12 protein-coding genes are annotated in these 15,676 nt (G+C 72.0%); 9 read left to right on the top strand and 3 right to left on the bottom strand.

The annotated features are described in order from the left end of the window. Positions 1-150: 150 nt before the first annotated feature. The 9 genes from thiL to OCJ37_RS16930 all read left to right on the top strand — a co-directional run bounded on the left by thiL (position 151) and on the right by OCJ37_RS16930 (position 12,171). The gene (gene thiL / locus OCJ37_RS16970) at positions 151-1,125 is read left to right on the top strand and encodes a thiamine-phosphate kinase (RefSeq protein WP_263110866.1); all 975 of its coding nucleotides are present in this window, start codon (positions 151-153) and stop codon (positions 1,123-1,125) included. Positions 1,126-1,540: 415 nt separating this feature from the next. Continuing rightward, positions 1,541-3,118: a CocE/NonD family hydrolase gene (locus OCJ37_RS16965; RefSeq protein ID WP_263110865.1), complete on the top strand. Its 1,578-nt coding sequence runs from the start codon at positions 1,541-1,543 to the stop codon at positions 3,116-3,118. A 181-nt stretch (positions 3,119-3,299) separates the two neighbouring features. Continuing rightward, positions 3,300-4,028, top strand: coding sequence for a TorF family putative porin (locus OCJ37_RS16960; protein ID WP_263110864.1), 729 nt, complete (start codon positions 3,300-3,302; stop codon positions 4,026-4,028). 18 nt (positions 4,029-4,046) lie between these two features. Further along, positions 4,047-4,139: a potassium-transporting ATPase subunit F gene (locus OCJ37_RS16955; RefSeq protein WP_263110863.1), complete on the top strand. Its 93-nt coding sequence runs from the start codon at positions 4,047-4,049 to the stop codon at positions 4,137-4,139. Positions 4,140-4,155: 16 nt separating this feature from the next. Next, positions 4,156-5,949 carry a potassium-transporting ATPase subunit KdpA gene (gene kdpA, locus OCJ37_RS16950; RefSeq protein ID WP_263110862.1) on the top strand — a complete coding sequence of 598 codons (1,794 nt, stop codon included), beginning with the start codon at positions 4,156-4,158 and terminating at the stop codon, positions 5,947-5,949. A gap of 10 nt (positions 5,950-5,959) precedes the next feature. Next, a complete protein-coding gene (gene kdpB, locus OCJ37_RS16945) occupies positions 5,960-8,020 on the top strand; it encodes a potassium-transporting ATPase subunit KdpB (protein WP_263110861.1) in 2,061 nt (686 codons plus the stop codon). 41 nt (positions 8,021-8,061) lie between these two features. Beyond that, a complete protein-coding gene (gene kdpC, locus OCJ37_RS16940; protein ID WP_263110860.1) occupies positions 8,062-8,697 on the top strand; it encodes a potassium-transporting ATPase subunit KdpC in 636 nt (211 codons plus the stop codon). Positions 8,698-8,762: 65 nt separating this feature from the next. Then, entirely contained in the window at positions 8,763-11,453 is a 2,691-nt protein-coding gene (locus OCJ37_RS16935; RefSeq protein ID WP_263110859.1) for an ATP-binding protein, read from the top strand. Further along, entirely contained in the window at positions 11,443-12,171 is a 729-nt protein-coding gene (locus OCJ37_RS16930; RefSeq protein ID WP_263110858.1) for a response regulator, read from the top strand. The genes OCJ37_RS16935 and OCJ37_RS16930 overlap by 11 nt, the downstream gene beginning before the upstream one ends. A 213-nt stretch (positions 12,172-12,384) precedes the next feature. Here the strand turns inward: OCJ37_RS16930 and OCJ37_RS16925 are convergent, their stop codons facing one another. The 3 genes from OCJ37_RS16925 to OCJ37_RS16915 all read right to left on the bottom strand — a co-directional run bounded on the left by OCJ37_RS16925 (position 12,385) and on the right by OCJ37_RS16915 (position 15,676). Continuing rightward, positions 12,385-13,341, bottom strand: a complete 957-nt coding sequence (locus tag OCJ37_RS16925; RefSeq protein WP_263110857.1) for an acyl-CoA thioester hydrolase/BAAT C-terminal domain-containing protein — start codon at positions 13,339-13,341, stop codon at positions 12,385-12,387. A gap of 407 nt (positions 13,342-13,748) precedes the next feature. Continuing rightward, positions 13,749-15,134 carry an FAD-binding oxidoreductase gene (locus tag OCJ37_RS16920; RefSeq protein ID WP_263110856.1) on the bottom strand — a complete coding sequence of 462 codons (1,386 nt, stop codon included), beginning with the start codon at positions 15,132-15,134 and terminating at the stop codon, positions 13,749-13,751. After that, on the bottom strand, positions 15,131-15,676 hold the full coding sequence (locus tag OCJ37_RS16915; RefSeq protein WP_263110855.1) for a metal-dependent hydrolase: 546 nt from the start codon (positions 15,674-15,676) through the stop codon (positions 15,131-15,133). The genes OCJ37_RS16920 and OCJ37_RS16915 overlap by 4 nt, the downstream gene beginning before the upstream one ends.

The following is a 15,676-nucleotide window of genomic DNA, read 5'->3' as shown; positions in this document are numbered from 1 at the left end:
TGCGAAGGAATGCTGGTTCCTGGCAACGGCATTCGCGGCCATGCTTGCCAACAGTAAGTCTCGACCTCGAACGCGACGCTCTTTGCGCGAATGGCCGGTCATCCGGCTGTTGCGAATCCCGAATCCCGAATCCCCAATCCCGGCCCCCCAATGCCCGAATTCGACCTGATCGATCGCCTGCGTGCCCGGATCGGGGCGCGCGACGACGTGCCGTTGGGGATCGGCGACGATGCGGCGCTGCTGCAGCCGCCGCCGGGCGAGCAGTTGGCGATCACCACCGATACGCTCAATGCCGGCGTGCACTTCCCGGTCGAGACGGCGCCTGCCGACGTGGGCTGGAAGACATTGGCGGTGAACCTGTCCGACCTCGCCGCGATGGGCGCGCAGCCGCGCTGGTGCACGCTGTCGCTGTCGTTGTCGCACGAGGACGCGGGCTGGACCGACGCCTTCGCCGACGGCTTCTTCGCGCTGGCCGACGCGCACGCCATCGTGCTGGCCGGCGGCGACACCACGCGCGGGCCGCTGTCGCTGTCGGTCACCGCGATCGGCAGCGTGGCGCCCGGCGTCGCCCTGCGCCGCGACGGCGCGCAGCCGGGCGACGAGGTCTGGGTGACCGGACATCCGGGCGAGGCCGCCGCGGCACTGGCGCTGTGGCAGGCCGGGCGCCTGGACGTGGCCCATGCCGCCGCCGACCCGGTCCACGAGCACCTGCGCCAGCGCCTGCTGCGGCCGACCCCACGGGTGCAGGCCGGGCTGCGCCTGCGCGGGCTGGCGCACGCCTGCGTCGACATCTCCGACGGCCTGCTGGCCGACCTGGACCACATCTGCGTGCGCAGTGGCGTCGGCGCCGAACTGTGGCTGGCCGCGCTGCCGGCCGCCGCCGCCCCGGCGCAGGCCAGCGCCGCGCAGGTGCACGCGTGGCAACTGGGCGGCGGCGACGACTACGAACTGTGCTTCACCGCCGCCCCGGCGCAGCGCGCGGCCATCGTGCAGGCGCTGCAGGCGATCGGCGTGGACGCCACGCCCATCGGCCGCATCGTGGCCGGCGCCGGCATCGTGGTCCGCGATGCCGACGGCCAGCCCTGGCAGCCGCCGCGGCGCGGCTACGAGCATTTCGCCGGGTAGCGGGATCCGCGAGGCGCTTCGCGCCGGACCCTCACCCCACCCCCTCCCGGTGGGAGCGGGGCTAAAGCGCACGCGGCTGTTCCTTCTCCCGTCGGGAGAAGGTGGCCGCAGGGCCGGATGAGGGTCCGGGCGAAGCCTCGCGCATCCAGATCAGCGAGGCGCTTTCGCGCCATCCGTCACCCCAACCCTCTCCGACGGGAGAGGGGCTATGTGCGCCGCAGCTGTCCCTTCTCCCACTAAGGAACCCGCAGGTCCATGGACGGCCACAAGGCGCCACCATACTGTGCCGCACTGCGGCGTGAAATGGTCCGTACCCGCTGGTACGGTGCGCCAGACGCGATGCCCGCGTCGCGTGCCCCGTAACCGTTTCTGGCAGCTGGGCCATTCCGGCCCGGCGCTGTCTGGGAGGCAGTTCATGCGTAAGTCCTTGTCCCGCTGCATCGCCCTGTGCGCGATGCTGTTGTTCTCCGCCGCTGCGTTCGCCGGCGGCTTCAGCAAGCAGTACCAGACCATCCCCAGTTGGGACGGCACCAAGCTCGGCGCGCTGGTGCTGGTGCCGCAGGGGCAGGGCGCCGGACCCTTTCCGCTGGTGGTGATGCCGGCCAGCTGGTCGCTGCCCAACCTGGAATACGTGGGCCGCGCCAGCGAACTGGCCAGCAACGGCTACGTGGTGGTCAGCTACACCTCGCGCGGGTTCTGGGATTCGGCCGGGCAGATCGACATCGCCGGCGCGGCGACGGTGGAGGACGTCAGCACGGTGATCGACTGGGCGCTGGCCAACACGCCGGCCAATCCCAAGGCGATCGGCGTGTCCGGCATCTCCTACGGCGCCGGCACCAGCCTGCTCGCCGCCGCGCGCGATCCGCGGATCAAGGCGGTCGCCGCGCTGAGCGGCTGGGCCGACCTGCAGGCCTCGCTGTACGCGAACACGACGGTCAGCGAGCAGGGCGTCGGCCTGCTGGTCGCGTCCGGCGCGATCACCGGCCGGCCCGGCCCGGACCTGGCGCAGATCAGCGCGCGCGTGGCGGTCGGCGACTACGACGGCGCGGTGCAGGGCTTCCTGCCCAAGGCCGCCGAGCGCGGCGTGATCAACGAGCTGCAGGCGCTCAACCGCAACGGCCCGGCGGTGCTGCTGGCCAATGCGTTCAACGACGGCCTGTTCCCGCCGAACCAGTACATCGACCTGTACAACCGCCTGAGCGTGCCCAAGCACCTGATGTTCAGCCAGGGCGACCACGCCACCGCCGAACTGCCGGGCGCGCTCGGTCTGCCCAACGAGATCTACACCGAGACCACCCGCTGGTTCGACCATTACCTCAAGGGCCAGGCCAACGGCGTGGACAGCGAGCTGCCGGTGCAGCTGTCCACCCTCGGCGGCAGCTGGCTGCGCTATGCCGACTGGAACAGCGTGCAGGCCGGCGCGACCACCTACGCCCTGACCCGCCCGAGCGGCCTGGTCGCGACCGGCGCGCTGAGCAGCGGCGCCAGCAACGGCTGGAGCCATCGCATCGCCACCGGCGTGCCGACCCTGGCCGATTCGGGCGTGCTGCTGGTCAGCGGCCTGCTGCAGGGCTTCGGCCAGCCGGTCACCACCTCGATCCCGCTGGTGACCCGCAGCGGCGCCGCGGTCTGGGCCGGCCCGGCGTACGCCAGCGCCAAGCGCCTGGTCGGCAGCCCGTCGCTGCGCGTGACCGTGACCCCGAGCCAGGCCAACGTGTCGCTGTTCGCCTACCTCTACAGCGTGGATGGCCTCGGCGTGGGGAAACTGCTCAGCCATGCGCCGTACACGCTGCGCAACGCTGCCCCGGGCGTGGCGACCACGATCGATCTGCCGCTGCAGGCCACCGCCGCCGAGATCCCGGCCGGCAACCGCCTGGTGCTGGTGGTGGACACCACCGATCCGCGCTACACCTCGGCCAGCCGCTTCGGCGGCAGCGTCAGCTTCGGTTCGCCGGCGGCGGCGCCGTCGCGCCTGAGCGTGCCGCTGCACTGAGGGTGCGTTCGACGGGGGAGGCCGGTGCAACGCCGGCCTTCCCTGCACCACGCCGTCGACGTGCGGCGGCAGAAATTACGCGGAATTTACGCCGCTGGTGGCGTCGGCCGATAGCGACTTTACGGCCCCGCGCCGGAACATGACCAGGTCGGCGGAACGGTTCCGCCCTGGACTTCCCGTCATGTTCTCCCCGCTTTCCCGCATCGCCCGCCGGCCCGTGTCGCGCGGCGCGCTCGCGCTTTCCCTGCTGGCCGGCGCCGCCTCCGCGCACGCCGCCAGCGTCAGCGGCAATGCCACGCTCACCAGCGATTACGTGTGGCGCGGCAGCACCCAGAGCGATGGCGATCCCGCCGTCCAGGCCGGCCTGGCGCTGGCCGCCGACAACGGCGCGTACGCGTCGCTGTGGGCGTCGTCGATCCGCTTCGACGGCACGCCGCAGGCCAGCACCGAAATCGACGGCGTGCTCGGCTGGCGCGGGCAGTGGAGCCCGGACTGGGCCTGGGACGCGAACCTGACCCGCTACCAGTACCCCTCGGCCGCCGCGCTGAACTGGACCGAGCTGGGCGCGACCGTGACCTGGAAGCAGCGCGTCTGGGCGCAGCTGGGCTGGTCCGACGACGCGCTGGCCAGCGACAGTACCGGCACCTATGCGCAGCTCGGCGCGCGCTACCCGTTCAACGAACGCGTGCGCGTCGAGGCGGCAGTGGGCCGTTACTGGCTCGCGCGCGGCTACGCCGACAGCTACAGCCACGGCCTGGTCAGCGCGGTGTTCACCCTGCCCGGCGGCCGCCCGGGCGGCCCCGGCCTGGAGCTGCGGCTGACCGCGCACGACAGCGATCGCGCCGCCGAGCGGCTGTTCCCCGGCATGGCCGGCGGGCGCGTGGAAGCCGCGCTGCAAGCCACGTTCTGATTCCCTAGGAGAGATGACATGCCGACCTGGCTATCGCTGATCTGCGGCGTGGCGGTGATCCTCGCCGCCGGCTACCTGCTGTACGTGATCCTGCGTCCCGAAGATTTCTGAGCCGAGTACCGCTTCCATGATCGATACATTGCTTGTCTATGCGCTGGCGCTGCTGCTCGGCTGGCCGCTCGGCCTGTACCTGGCCAAGGTGATGCGCGGCGCGCCGATGCGCGGCGACGCCCTGTTCGGCTGGATCGAACGGCCGCTGTACCGCCTGCTCGGCACCGATCCGGCGCGCGGCATGAGCTGGCGCGGCTACGCGGCCGCGTTCCTGGCCAGCAACTTGGTGCTGGGCGTGCTGGTGTTCGCCCTGTTCGTGACCCAGGCGTGGCTGCCGCTCAATCCCGATGCGGTGCCGAACCTGCGCTGGGACACCGCGCTGCACACCATGGTCTCGTTCCTGACCAACACCAACCAGCAGCACTACTCCGGCCAGGCGCAGCTGTCGTACCTGTCGCAGGCGGTGGGCGTGGTCGGCCTGCAGTTCATCACCCCGATGATGGGCCTGGCGCTGGTGGCGGCGACGCTGCGCGCGCTGTTCGGTGGGCGAGCGGTCGAGGCGTTGCCGGCAGCGGCCGCCTCAGCGCCCCACGATGCGGAGCCGATGCGCCAGGCACGGCAACCTGCGCTCGCCGCAACGGCTGCGCAGCCCACCACGCTCGGCGCCGACGACGCCGACGTCGGCAACTACTGGGCCGACGTGATCCGGCCGACGCTGCGCTTTCTGCTGCCGCTGTGCCTGCTGTGGACCGTGCTGCTGACCCAGCAGGGCGTGCCGTCGACGCTGGCGGCCGGCCCGGTGGCGACGCCGCTGGACGCCAGCGCCGGCATGGCGACGCAGAAGATCCCGCTCGGCCCGGTCGCGGCGATGGTGGCGATCAAGCAGCTCGGCACCAACGGCGGCGGCTGGTACGGCCCAAACAGCGCGATGGCGCTGGAGAACCCGACGCCGTTCTCCAACCTGCTGGAAATGCTGGCGCTGGTGCTGATCCCGGTCGCGATCGCATTCATGGTCGGGCCGTTCACCGGGCGCCACAAGTTCACCGCGCTGGTGTTCGGCAGCATGCTGGCGATGTCGCTGGCCTCCACCGCGGTGGCGGTGTGGTCCGAAGGCCATGCGCCCGGCGCCGCGAGCGCGGCGCTGATGGAAGGCAAGGAGGTGCGCTTCGGCGCCGATGCGTCGGCGGCATGGGCGGCGCTGACCACGCAGAGCTCCAACGGCTCGGTCAACGCGATGCACGATTCGCTGGCGCCGCTGACCGGCGGCGTGGCCATGGTCGACATGCTGGTCAACGCGATCTGGGGCGGCATCGGCTGCGGGCTGCAGCAGTTCCTGGTGTACCTGCTGCTGAGCGTGTTCCTGGCCGGGCTGATGACCGGGCGCACGCCGGAACTGTTCGGCCGCAAGATCGAGGCCGGCGAAGTGCGCCTGCTGGCCTTGCTGGTGCTGCTGCAGCCGCTGGTGCTGCTCGGCTTCACCGCGCTGACCCTGGCCATGCCGGCGGCGATCACCGCCACCTCCAATCCCGGCTTCCACGGCATCAGCCAGGTGTTCTACGAGTACACCTCGGCGTTCGCCAACAACGGCTCGGGGTTCGAAGGCCTCGGCGACGGCATTCCGTGGTGGAACCTGACCTGCACGCTGGTGCTGATCCTGGGCCGCTATCCGGCGCTGATCGTGCCGCTGATCGTGGCCGCGCAGATGGCGCGCAAGCGGGTGGCGCCGGAAACCGGCGGCAGCCTGCAGGTGGAAACCCCGACCTTCGCGCTGACCCTGATCGCGGTGATCGCGGTCCTGACCGTTCTGCAATTCACGCCGGCACTGGTGTTGGGCCCGATCGCCGATCACCTGACGCTTGCCGCGCACTGAGACCACGACCATGAGCACCCCGCTTCCGCACACTTCTTCCTCGGTCCACAAGCCTGGCCTGCTCGACGGCCCCACGTTGCGCGCGGCGCTGCGCGCCAGCGTGCTGAAACTCTCGCCGCGGCACCTGCTCGGTAGCCCGGTGATGGCGGTGGTGTTCGCCGGCACCCTGCTGTCGGCGTTGATCACCGTAGCCGGGCAGGGCGCGCCCGCGTTCGGCTGGGCGGTGACCGCGATCCTGCTGCTCACCGTGCTGTTCGGCAATTTCGCCGAGGCGGTGGCCGAGGCGCGCGGCCGCGGCCAGGCCGCCTCGCTGCGGCGCGCGCGCAAGGACCTGGTGGCGCGCCGGGTGCGCAGCGCGCAACTGGATGGCGAAACCAGCATTCCCGCCGCCGAACTCAAGCCGGGCGACCTGGTGGTGATCGCCGCCGGAGAGCTCATTCCGGCCGATGGCGAGATCCTGCACGGCGTGGCCACGATCAACGAGGCCGCGGTCACCGGCGAATCGGCGCCGGTGCTGCGCGAGGCCGGCACCGACCGCTCCGGCGTGATCGGCGGCACCAAGGTGCTGTCCGACCAGATCGTGGTGAAGGTCACCGCCGAGCCGGGCCACAGTTTCCTGGACCGGATGATCGCGCTGGTCGAAGGCGCCAACCGGCAGAAGACTCCGAACGAGATCGCGCTGACCATGCTGCTGGCGGCGATGACCCTGACCTTCCTGATCGTGGTTGCGACCTTGCCGGTGATCGCCGGCTTCGTCGGCGTGCAGATCGATCCGCTGCTGCTGATCGCGCTGCTGGTGTGCCTGATCCCGACCACCATCGGCGGACTGCTGCCGGCGATCGGCATCGCCGGCATGAACCGCGCGCTGTCGGCCAACGTGCTGGCCAAGTCGGGCAAGGCGGTGGAAGTGGCCGGCGACGTCGACGTGCTGCTGCTCGACAAGACCGGCACCATCACCCACGGCGACCGTCAGGCCACCGCGTTCCATGCGCTCAGCGGCGTGGATGCGGCGCAGCTGCGCGAGGCGGCGATGCTGTCCTCGCTGGCCGACCCGACCCCGGAAGGCAAGTCGATCGTGCGCCTGGCGCGCGAGCAGGGCCTGCCGCCGGCCGATCCGGACGGCGCCAGCTTCGTCGCCTTCACCGCGCAGACGCGCATGTCCGGCGTCGACCTGCCCGCGCAGGGGCAGCAGCCGCCGCGTTCGATCCGCAAGGGCGCGGCCGATGCGCTGATCCGCCACGTCGCCGCGCTCGGCGGGCAGGTGCCGGCGGAACTGAAGGGGCGCGTGGAGCAGGTCGCGCGCAGCGGCGCCACGCCGCTGGTGGTGGCCGAGGGCCGGCACGTGCTCGGCGTGGTCGAACTGTCGGACGTGGTCAAGCACGGCGTGCGCGAGAAGTTCGCGCGGCTGCGCGCGATGGGCGTCAAGACGGTGATGATCACCGGCGACAACCCGCTCACCGCCGCGGCGATCGCCGCCGAGGCCGGTGTGGACGACTACATCGCCGAGGCCACGCCGGAGGACAAGCTCGCGCGCATCCGCGCCGAGCAGGCCGGCGGGCGGCTGGTGGCGATGGTCGGCGACGGCACCAACGACGCGCCGGCCCTCGCGCAGGCCGACGTCGGCCTGGCGATGAACTCGGGCACGCAGGCGGCCAAGGAAGCCGGCAACATGGTCGACCTGGATTCGGATCCGGCCAAGCTGCTGGCGGTGGTGGAGGTGGGCAAGCAGCAGCTGATCACCCGCGGCGCGCTGACCACCTTCTCGCTGGCCAACGACGTGTCCAAGTACTTCGCGATCCTGCCGGCGCTGTTCGCCGCCTCGATCCCGCAGATGGCGGCGTTGAACGTGATGCGCCTGTCCAGCCCCGTGCATGCGGTGCTGGCCGCGCTGATCTTCAACGCGCTGGTGATTCCGGCGCTGATCCCGCTGGCGCTGCGCGGCGTGCGCTTCGTCCCGGCCACGGCGACCTCGCTGCTGCGCCGGAACATGCTGATCTACGGCGTCGGCGGCGTGCTGCTGCCGTTCGTCGGGATCAAGCTGATCGACCTGCTGCTGGTGGCGCTGGGCTGAGCCCCAGCGCCGATCTTCCGCTTCCTTCCGGACATCCCGCAATGAACGTTTCCCCGGCTTCTTCCTCCTGCCGCGAACCGCTGCGCTGGCGCGGCGCGGTGCTGCTGCCGCTGCTGGTGCTGGCCTGCGCCGCGCTGTATTCGCTGGTCTCCACCCTGCTGGCCGGCACGCTGTTCCCGGCGCAGGCCAACGGCAGCCTGCTGGTACGCGACGGGCGCGTGCTCGGCTCGGCACTGGTCGCGCAGCCGTTCGCCGCGCCCGGCTATTTCCAGCCGCGCCCGTCGGCGGCCAAGTTCGACCCGATGGCCGCGGCCGGCAGCAACCAGGCGCAAAGCAATCCCGACCTGCAGCAGCGCATCGCCGACGCGCGCGCGGCGCTGGCCGCACGCGACGGCGTGGACCCGGCGCAGGTCCCGGACGACCTGCTCACCCAATCCGGCAGCGGCCTGGATCCGGACATCAGCGTGGCCGCCGCCCAGCAGCAGGTGGCACGCGTGGCCAAGGCGCGCGCGCTGCCCGACGCCCGCGTCGCGGCGCTGGTCGCCACGCACACCCGGGACCGCCAGTTCGGCGTCCTCGGCCAGCCACGGGTGAACGTGCTGGCGTTGAACCTGGCGTTGGATGAGGCCGGGACCCGGGACCCGGGACGCGGGACCGGGGACAAGCAAAGGCAATAAGCCGACGGCTCGCGCGGTACGCTCTTGCCAATCCCCACTCCCGAATCCCCAATCCCGGCCACCCGATGCCCGACCCCCGCACCCAACAAGCCGACGCCCTGATCGGCGCGCTCCAGCGCGAACGCGGCGGGCGCCTGACCGTGTTCCTGGGCGCGGCGCCGGGCGTCGGCAAGACCTACGCGATGCTGTCGCGCGCGCGGCAGCTGCAGCAGCAGGGCAGCGAGGTGATGGTCGGCGTGGTCGAGACCCATGGCCGCGCCGAGACCGCCGCGCTGCTCGACGGGCTGGCGATGCAGCCGCGGCGGCGCATCGAGTACCGCGGCCGCACGCTCGAGGAAATGGACCTGGACGCGCTGCTGGCGCGGCGCCCGCCGCTGGTGCTGGTCGACGAACTCGCGCACCGCAACGCGCCCGGCAGCCGCCACGAGCGGCGCTGGCAGGACGTGCAGGAACTGCTCGACGCCGGCATCGACGTCTACAGCACGGTCAACATCCAGCATCTGGAAAGCCTCAACGACGTGGTCCATCGCATCACCGGCGTGCGCGTGGCCGAGACCGTGCCCGACGCGATCTTCGACCGCCTGCGCGACATCGTGCTGGTCGACCTGCCGCCGCGCGAGCTGATCGAACGCCTGCAGCAGGGCAAGGTGTACCTGCCCGAGCAGGCCGGGCAGGCGCTGCAGGCGTTCTTCTCGCCGTCGAACCTGGCCGCGCTGCGCGAACTGGCGATGCAGACCGCGGCCGACCGCGTCGACAGCGACCTGCGCGACGTGCAGGCCGCGCAGGGCCGCACCGGGGTGGCCCTGCGGCGGCGGGTGCTGGTGGCGATCGACGGCTGCGGCCAGTCCGACTACCTGGTGCGGGTGGCGCGGCGCGTGGCCGAACGCCGCGGCGCGCCGTGGAGCGTGGTCACCGTGCAGACCCGCGCGCAGCCCGACGAAGCCTGGCTGCTGGAGATCGACCGCGCCTTCGCGCTGGCGCGTCGGCTCGGCGGCGACGCCGCGCTGCTGCACGGCGCCAGCGTCGCCGACGCGCTGCTCGACCACGCCGCGCACAACGGCGTGTCCACGCTGCTGCTCGGGCGCACCCGCGAGCGGCCGCTGGCGCGGATGATCAACCGCACGCTCACCCAGCAATTGCTGCAGCGTGGCGCGCACTACGAGCTGGTCATCATCAGTTCGCCGGAGGCGCGCGCACGCGCGCGGAGGCGCTGGCGCAGCCCCGGCCACTGGCTGTCGCGCGACGACCTGGCGTTCGCCACGGTGGCCTCGCTGCTGGCGGTGGCGGTGGGCTGGGTCGCCGAACGCTGGGTCGGCATCGACGACCTGTCGATGGTGTTCATCGTCGCGGTGGTGATGGTCGCGGCGAGGACGCGCATGGCCGCGGCGGTGCTGTCGGCGCTGCTGAGCTTTCTCGCCTACAACTTCTTCTTCATCGAACCGCGCTACACCCTGCACATCGGCGCGCGCCAGGGCGTGGTCACGGTGCTGCTGTTCCTGGTCGCCGCGCTGGTCGCCGGGCGCCTGGCCTCGCGGCTGCGCATGCAGGTGCTGGCGCTGCGCGCGGCCAACGCGCAGACCACCGCGCTGCAGCGGCTGGGCCGCGAACTGACCAGCGCCGCCGACCTGGGGCAGGTGCTGGAGGCCGGTCGCCGCGCGCTGGCCGCCACGCTCGAGGCCGAGGCCTGGGTAAGGTTGCAGCCGCTGGAAGCGGCGCACGCCGCCGCGCAGGGTGGCGCGCACGATTACGCGCCGTCGATGGCCGCGGTGGACCGCAGCGCCGCCGACTGGGCGCAGCGCCACGGCCAGGCCACCGGCCGCTTCACCGACACCCTGGCCGGCGCCAGCTGGTGGTTCCTGCCGGTGCGCCACGAACGCGGCGCGATCGGCGTGGTCGGGCTGAAGTTCGCCGCCGGTGTGCAGCGCCCCGGGCTGGAGCAGCAGCGCCTGGCCGAGGCGATGGTGGAGGATATCGGCCAGGCCGCGCTGCGCACGCGCCTGGTGGCCGATCTTGAGAGCGCGCGGGTCAGCGGCGAGACCGAACGCCTGCGCTCGGCGCTGCTGTCCTCGGTCTCGCACGACCTGCGCTCGCCGCTGGCGGCGATGATCGGCGCGGCCAGCAGCCTGGCCAGCTACGGCCAGGCGATGGACGCCGACGACCGCCGCAGCCTGCTGGAGACCATCCAACTGGAAGGCGAGCGCCTGGACCGCTACATCCAGAACCTGCTCGACATGACCCGGCTCGGCCACACCGGGCTGACCTTGAACCGCGACTGGATCGACGTGGACGAACTGATCGGCTCGGCCGCGCGGCGGCTGCAGCGCTACCAGCCGCAGGTGCGCCTGGACATCGCCCTGGCCGCCGGGCTGCCGACGCTGTGGGTGCACCCGGCGCTGGTCGAACAGGCGATCTTCAACGTGCTGGAGAACGCGGCCAAGTTCTCGCCGCCGGGCGAGGCGATCGACGTGCGCGCGGCGATGGTCGACGAGCGCCTGCGCATCGACATCAGCGACCGCGGCCCGGGCATCCCCGAGGACGAGCGCGCGCGCATCTTCGACATGTTCTACAGCGTCGAGCGCGGCGACCGCGGCCGCCACGGCACCGGCCTGGGCCTGACCATCTGCCAGGGCATGATCGGCGCGCACGGCGGCAGCGTCGAGGCGCTGCCCGGCGCCGATGGCCGCGGCACCACGATCCGCATTACCCTGCCATTGATCGAACCTCCCGCCCCGCCGCCGCGCCCCGATGCCGACTGAGTCCCACGCCGATCCGATTCCGCCGCCGCGCGTGCTGGTCATCGACGACGAGCCGCAGATCCGCCGTTTCCTGGACATCAGCCTGCGCGCGCAGGGCTACCGCGTGCTGCAGGCGGCCAGCGGCGGCGACGGCCTGGCGCAACTGGCCGCGCACGGCGCCGAACTGGTGGTGCTCGACGTCGGCCTGCCCGACCAGGACGGGCACAGTGTGCTGCGCGAACTGCGGCAGTGGTCCACGGTGCCGGTGATCATGCTCACCGTGCGCGCCGGCGAAGCGGAGAAGGTGCAGGCGCTGGACGCCGGCGCCAACGACTACGTGACCAAGCCGTTCGGCGTGCAGGAACTGATGGCGCGCATCCGCGTGCTGCTGCGCATGCAGCCGGCCGCCGGCGAAGCCGAGCCGGTATTCGACGACGGCCACCTGCACATCCACCTGGGCCTGCGCGAAGTGCGCCTGGACGGCGAACCGTTGCCGCTGAGCCGCAAGGAATACGCGTTGCTGGCATTGCTGCTGCGCCACAGCGGCCGCGTGCTCACCCAGCCGCAACTGCTGCGCGAAGTGTGGGGGCCGACCCACCAGGAAGACACCCACTACCTGCGCATCCTGGTCGGCAAGCTGCGCCAGAAACTCGGCGACAGCGCGGTGGCGCCGCGCTACATCGCCACCGAGCCGGGCGTGGGCTTGCGTTTCATCGGGGTGAGCGAACGCATCGCATGAGCCGCGTGGCCAGCTGAAGCCATGCCGACTGGGTCCGCAGTAGGTGGCTTTCAGCCCCGACTGGTTCCGAAGCCGTCAGCCTTGTCCACTTCGTTCGTCGCGGCTGAAGCCGTTCCTACAAAAAGCGGCAGCCAGTTGTCTGCGAAACAGCTGCGGCTATGCATCTGCGCGGGTGGCGCGGGGCGTGCTGGTGCTGACGTGCAGGTTGCCGGGTCAGTGCGCGGATGCCGCCGGACGCGTATCGCCGGTGTCGCGCAGCGCGGCATCCAGGAACGCCGTCGTCCGCGTCCAGCTGTCCGCGCGCGCTTCGGTCAGTCCCGACGGCGTGCCGCCGCCGAAGCCGATGTCTTCCTGCAGCGTGGTCTCGGTCGGCGCCAGGCCGAAGGCGAAATGTCCGCCTTGCGGGTATTGCAGCACGCTGACCCGGTGGGCGAACTGGCGCCGCCGCAGCCGCTCGGCGATCGCATCGGCCATCTGTGCGGACGGCCACACCCGGTCCTGCGCGCTGGCGATCAGCAGCACCGGGCCGTGGATGCGTTCGACCGCGATCCTGGCAGGGCTGTCGGCGGCGACCGCCTTGCTGCTGTGCGTGTAGAGATCGAGCAAGCCCTTGCAATCGGGACAGGGCGCGAAGGGCACGTAGGCCAGTGGCGTGCCGGCCAAGGTCCACGAGCTGGCCGCTGCGCCGCCGCTGCGGTCGATGCCCTGCCACACCACGTCCGATGGCGATGCGGCGACCACCGCAGCCACGCGCGTATCGTGCGCAGCCAGCGCCAGCGCGGCTTCGGCGCCCTTGGACAATCCCAGCACGGCGATCCGCGGCGGCGCTGCCGGGCCTTGCTGCGCCAGGTAGTCGATGCCGGCCTGCAGCCGTTCCAGCGGGATCGCACTGAGTTGCGACGGCAGGCCAGGTCCATTGAAGTAACTCTGCGCAAGCGCGACATATCCCTGCTCGGCCAGGCGCCTGGCGATGCGCTTGGCCCAGGCGCGTCCGCCCTCCGCGCCGCCCAATACCAGCACCGCCGGGTGCGCTGCGGCGTCCTGGGGGGTGTACAGGGTGGCAGAGAGCGTCGCTGTCTCGATCGAGCGCTCGTCGATCGGCTGCGCCGCCGCGACGCCGCTGACGGCCAGCCATATGAAGGCGGCCGCGAGGCCGAATCTGATCGTCATGCCGAGTCGTTCCTGGTGCAGGCGCTCGGGTCGCGGCACGGATGCGCCGCACGTCCCCGTTCGCATCGCGGCACTATCGTGCATTCATGCCTCGGCCGCATGGCCGGATGGTCATGCCTCGATGCCGGCGAGGCGACGTCGGCCGCGCAGGCACGACCGACGACGCGAGTCGCGGCTGACGACTGGGCATCTCCCGCAAACGTGGCCAGGGTGGGCCGGTCCCGTGTGCCGCAGGATGATTCAGCTCCGACAGGTTACGGAGTCGTCAGCCTTGTCCGCTTCGTTCGTCGCGGCTGAAGCCGCTCCTACAAAAGCGATTGCAGCTTGCCTGCAAGCGGAGCCAGGCCGATGCTTGCGATTCCCGATTCCCGATTCCCGATTCCCGATTCCCGATTCCCGAGTCCCCGCTATCTGTCCGGCAACACCTTCCCCGGATTGAGGATGCCGTCCGGGTCCAGCGCGCGCTTCACCGCGCGCATCGCGTCGAGCGTGGCCGCGTCGAAGGCCTGGGCCATGTAGTCGCGCTTGGCCACGCCGATGCCGTGTTCGCCCGACAGCGTGCCGTCCAGCGCCAGCACCAGCGCGAACAGGCGCGGCAGCGCGGCGTGTGCGCGGGCGGTCTCGGCGGTGTCGTCGGGCGCGTACATGATGTTGACGTGCAGGTTGCCGTTGCCGGCGTGGCCGAAGGCGACGATCGGCAGGTCGAATTCCGCCGCCAGCGCCTCGACCCCGGCGACCAGCTCGGGGATGCGCGACACCGGCACCACCACGTCCTCGTTGATCTTGCCCGGCTTGATCGTGCGCAGCGCCGGCGACAGCGCGCGGCGCGCGGCCCACAGCCGGTCGCGCGCGGCGCCGTCGGTGGCCACGTCCAGCGACAGCAGGCCCTCGCCCTCGGCCGCCGCGCCCAGCGCCTGCAGGGCGTAGGGCAGGGTGTCGTGGTCGCCGTCGGCCTCGATCAGCAGCATCGCGCCGGCCTCGGGCACGTCGCTGCCGTTGCGGCGCAGCAGCGCGATCGCGCTGCGGTCCATGAATTCCAGCATCGCTGGCGTGGTCGGCTGCGCCATCAGCCGCGACACCGCCGCCGCGGCGCTGCCGGCATCGCGGTAGAACGCGCGCAGCCCGGCCTGCGCCAGCGGCCGCGGCGACAGCTTCAGCGTGGCCTCCACGATCAGCGCCAGGGTGCCTTCGCTGCCGACCAGCAGGTGGGTCAGGTCGTAGCCGGTGGCGTCCTTGGTGTAGGCGCCGCCGCAGCGGATCAGCTCGCCGGCGCCGGTCACCGCGACCAGGCCGAGCACGTTGTCGCGGGTGGCGCCGTACTTCACCGCGCGCGGGCCGCCGGCATTGGTCGACAGGTTGCCGCCGATGCTGCAGATCTCGGCGCTGGACGGGTCCGGCGGCCAGAACAGGCCATGCGGCGCCAGCGCCTGTTGCAGGTCGCCGTTGAGCACACCCGGTTCGACCACCGCGCAGCGGTCCTGCGGGCGCAGCTGCACGATGCGGTTCATGCGCGCGAACGACAGCACCACGCCGCCGCCGAACGGCACCGCGGCGCCGGCGGTGCCGGTGCCGGCGCCGCGCGCGACGATCGGCACGCGATGCGCCCGGCAGGCGCGCACGATCGCCTGCACCTGCTCGCGGGTCTGCGGCAGCGCCACCGCGTCGGCCAGCGCCCAGCGCCGCGAATCGTCCTCGCCGTAGCTGCGGCGGCTGGCGGCGTCGGTGCGCCAGCCGTCGGCGCCGAGCAGTGCGGCGAGGGTGTCGGCCAGGGCGGCGGGCAAGGGTGTGATCATGATGGCGAACGCGGTGCGGGAGAGGAGGGCGGCTGCAGCAGTTTCCAGGTGCCGACCGCCAGCGCCAGCGGCAGCCACACCCAGCGCAGTTCGGACAGCAGGGTGGCGACGCCGCGCGCGCCGAAGAACCCGTTGGCGAACGGCGACACCCGGATCGGCCGCCACGGCGCGAACCAGCGCTGCTCGCTCCACGGCCACGCCAGGGCGACGCCGAGGCCGCCGGAGGTCAGCGCGTCGAGCAGCGGATGCGAGACGGTGCAGACGAACAGCCACGTCGCCGCCTGCAGCGCGCCGGCACGCAACGGCCGGTGCAGCAGCGCGCCGAACACGCCGAGCAGCGCGGCGAACAGCAGCGAATGGCTGGCGCCGCGGTGGCCGAACGCATCGGCGTAGGGAATGTGCAGGGCGAACGCGACCACGTCCAGGTCCGGCAGCATCGACGCGGCGATGCCGGCGCCGAGCAGGCGCCCGGAGATGCGCCCGCGCTCGGCGGCGGCCCACAGCGCCAGCGGCACCGCGGCGTGGGTGAAGATGCTGGGCAC

It is taken from the genome of Xanthomonas sp. AM6, assembly GCF_025665335.1.
GTDB lineage: Bacteria > Pseudomonadota > Gammaproteobacteria > Xanthomonadales > Xanthomonadaceae > Xanthomonas_A.
Note: the sequence above shows the minus strand (reverse complement) of the source record. Positions and strands in the feature narration are given on the sequence as shown.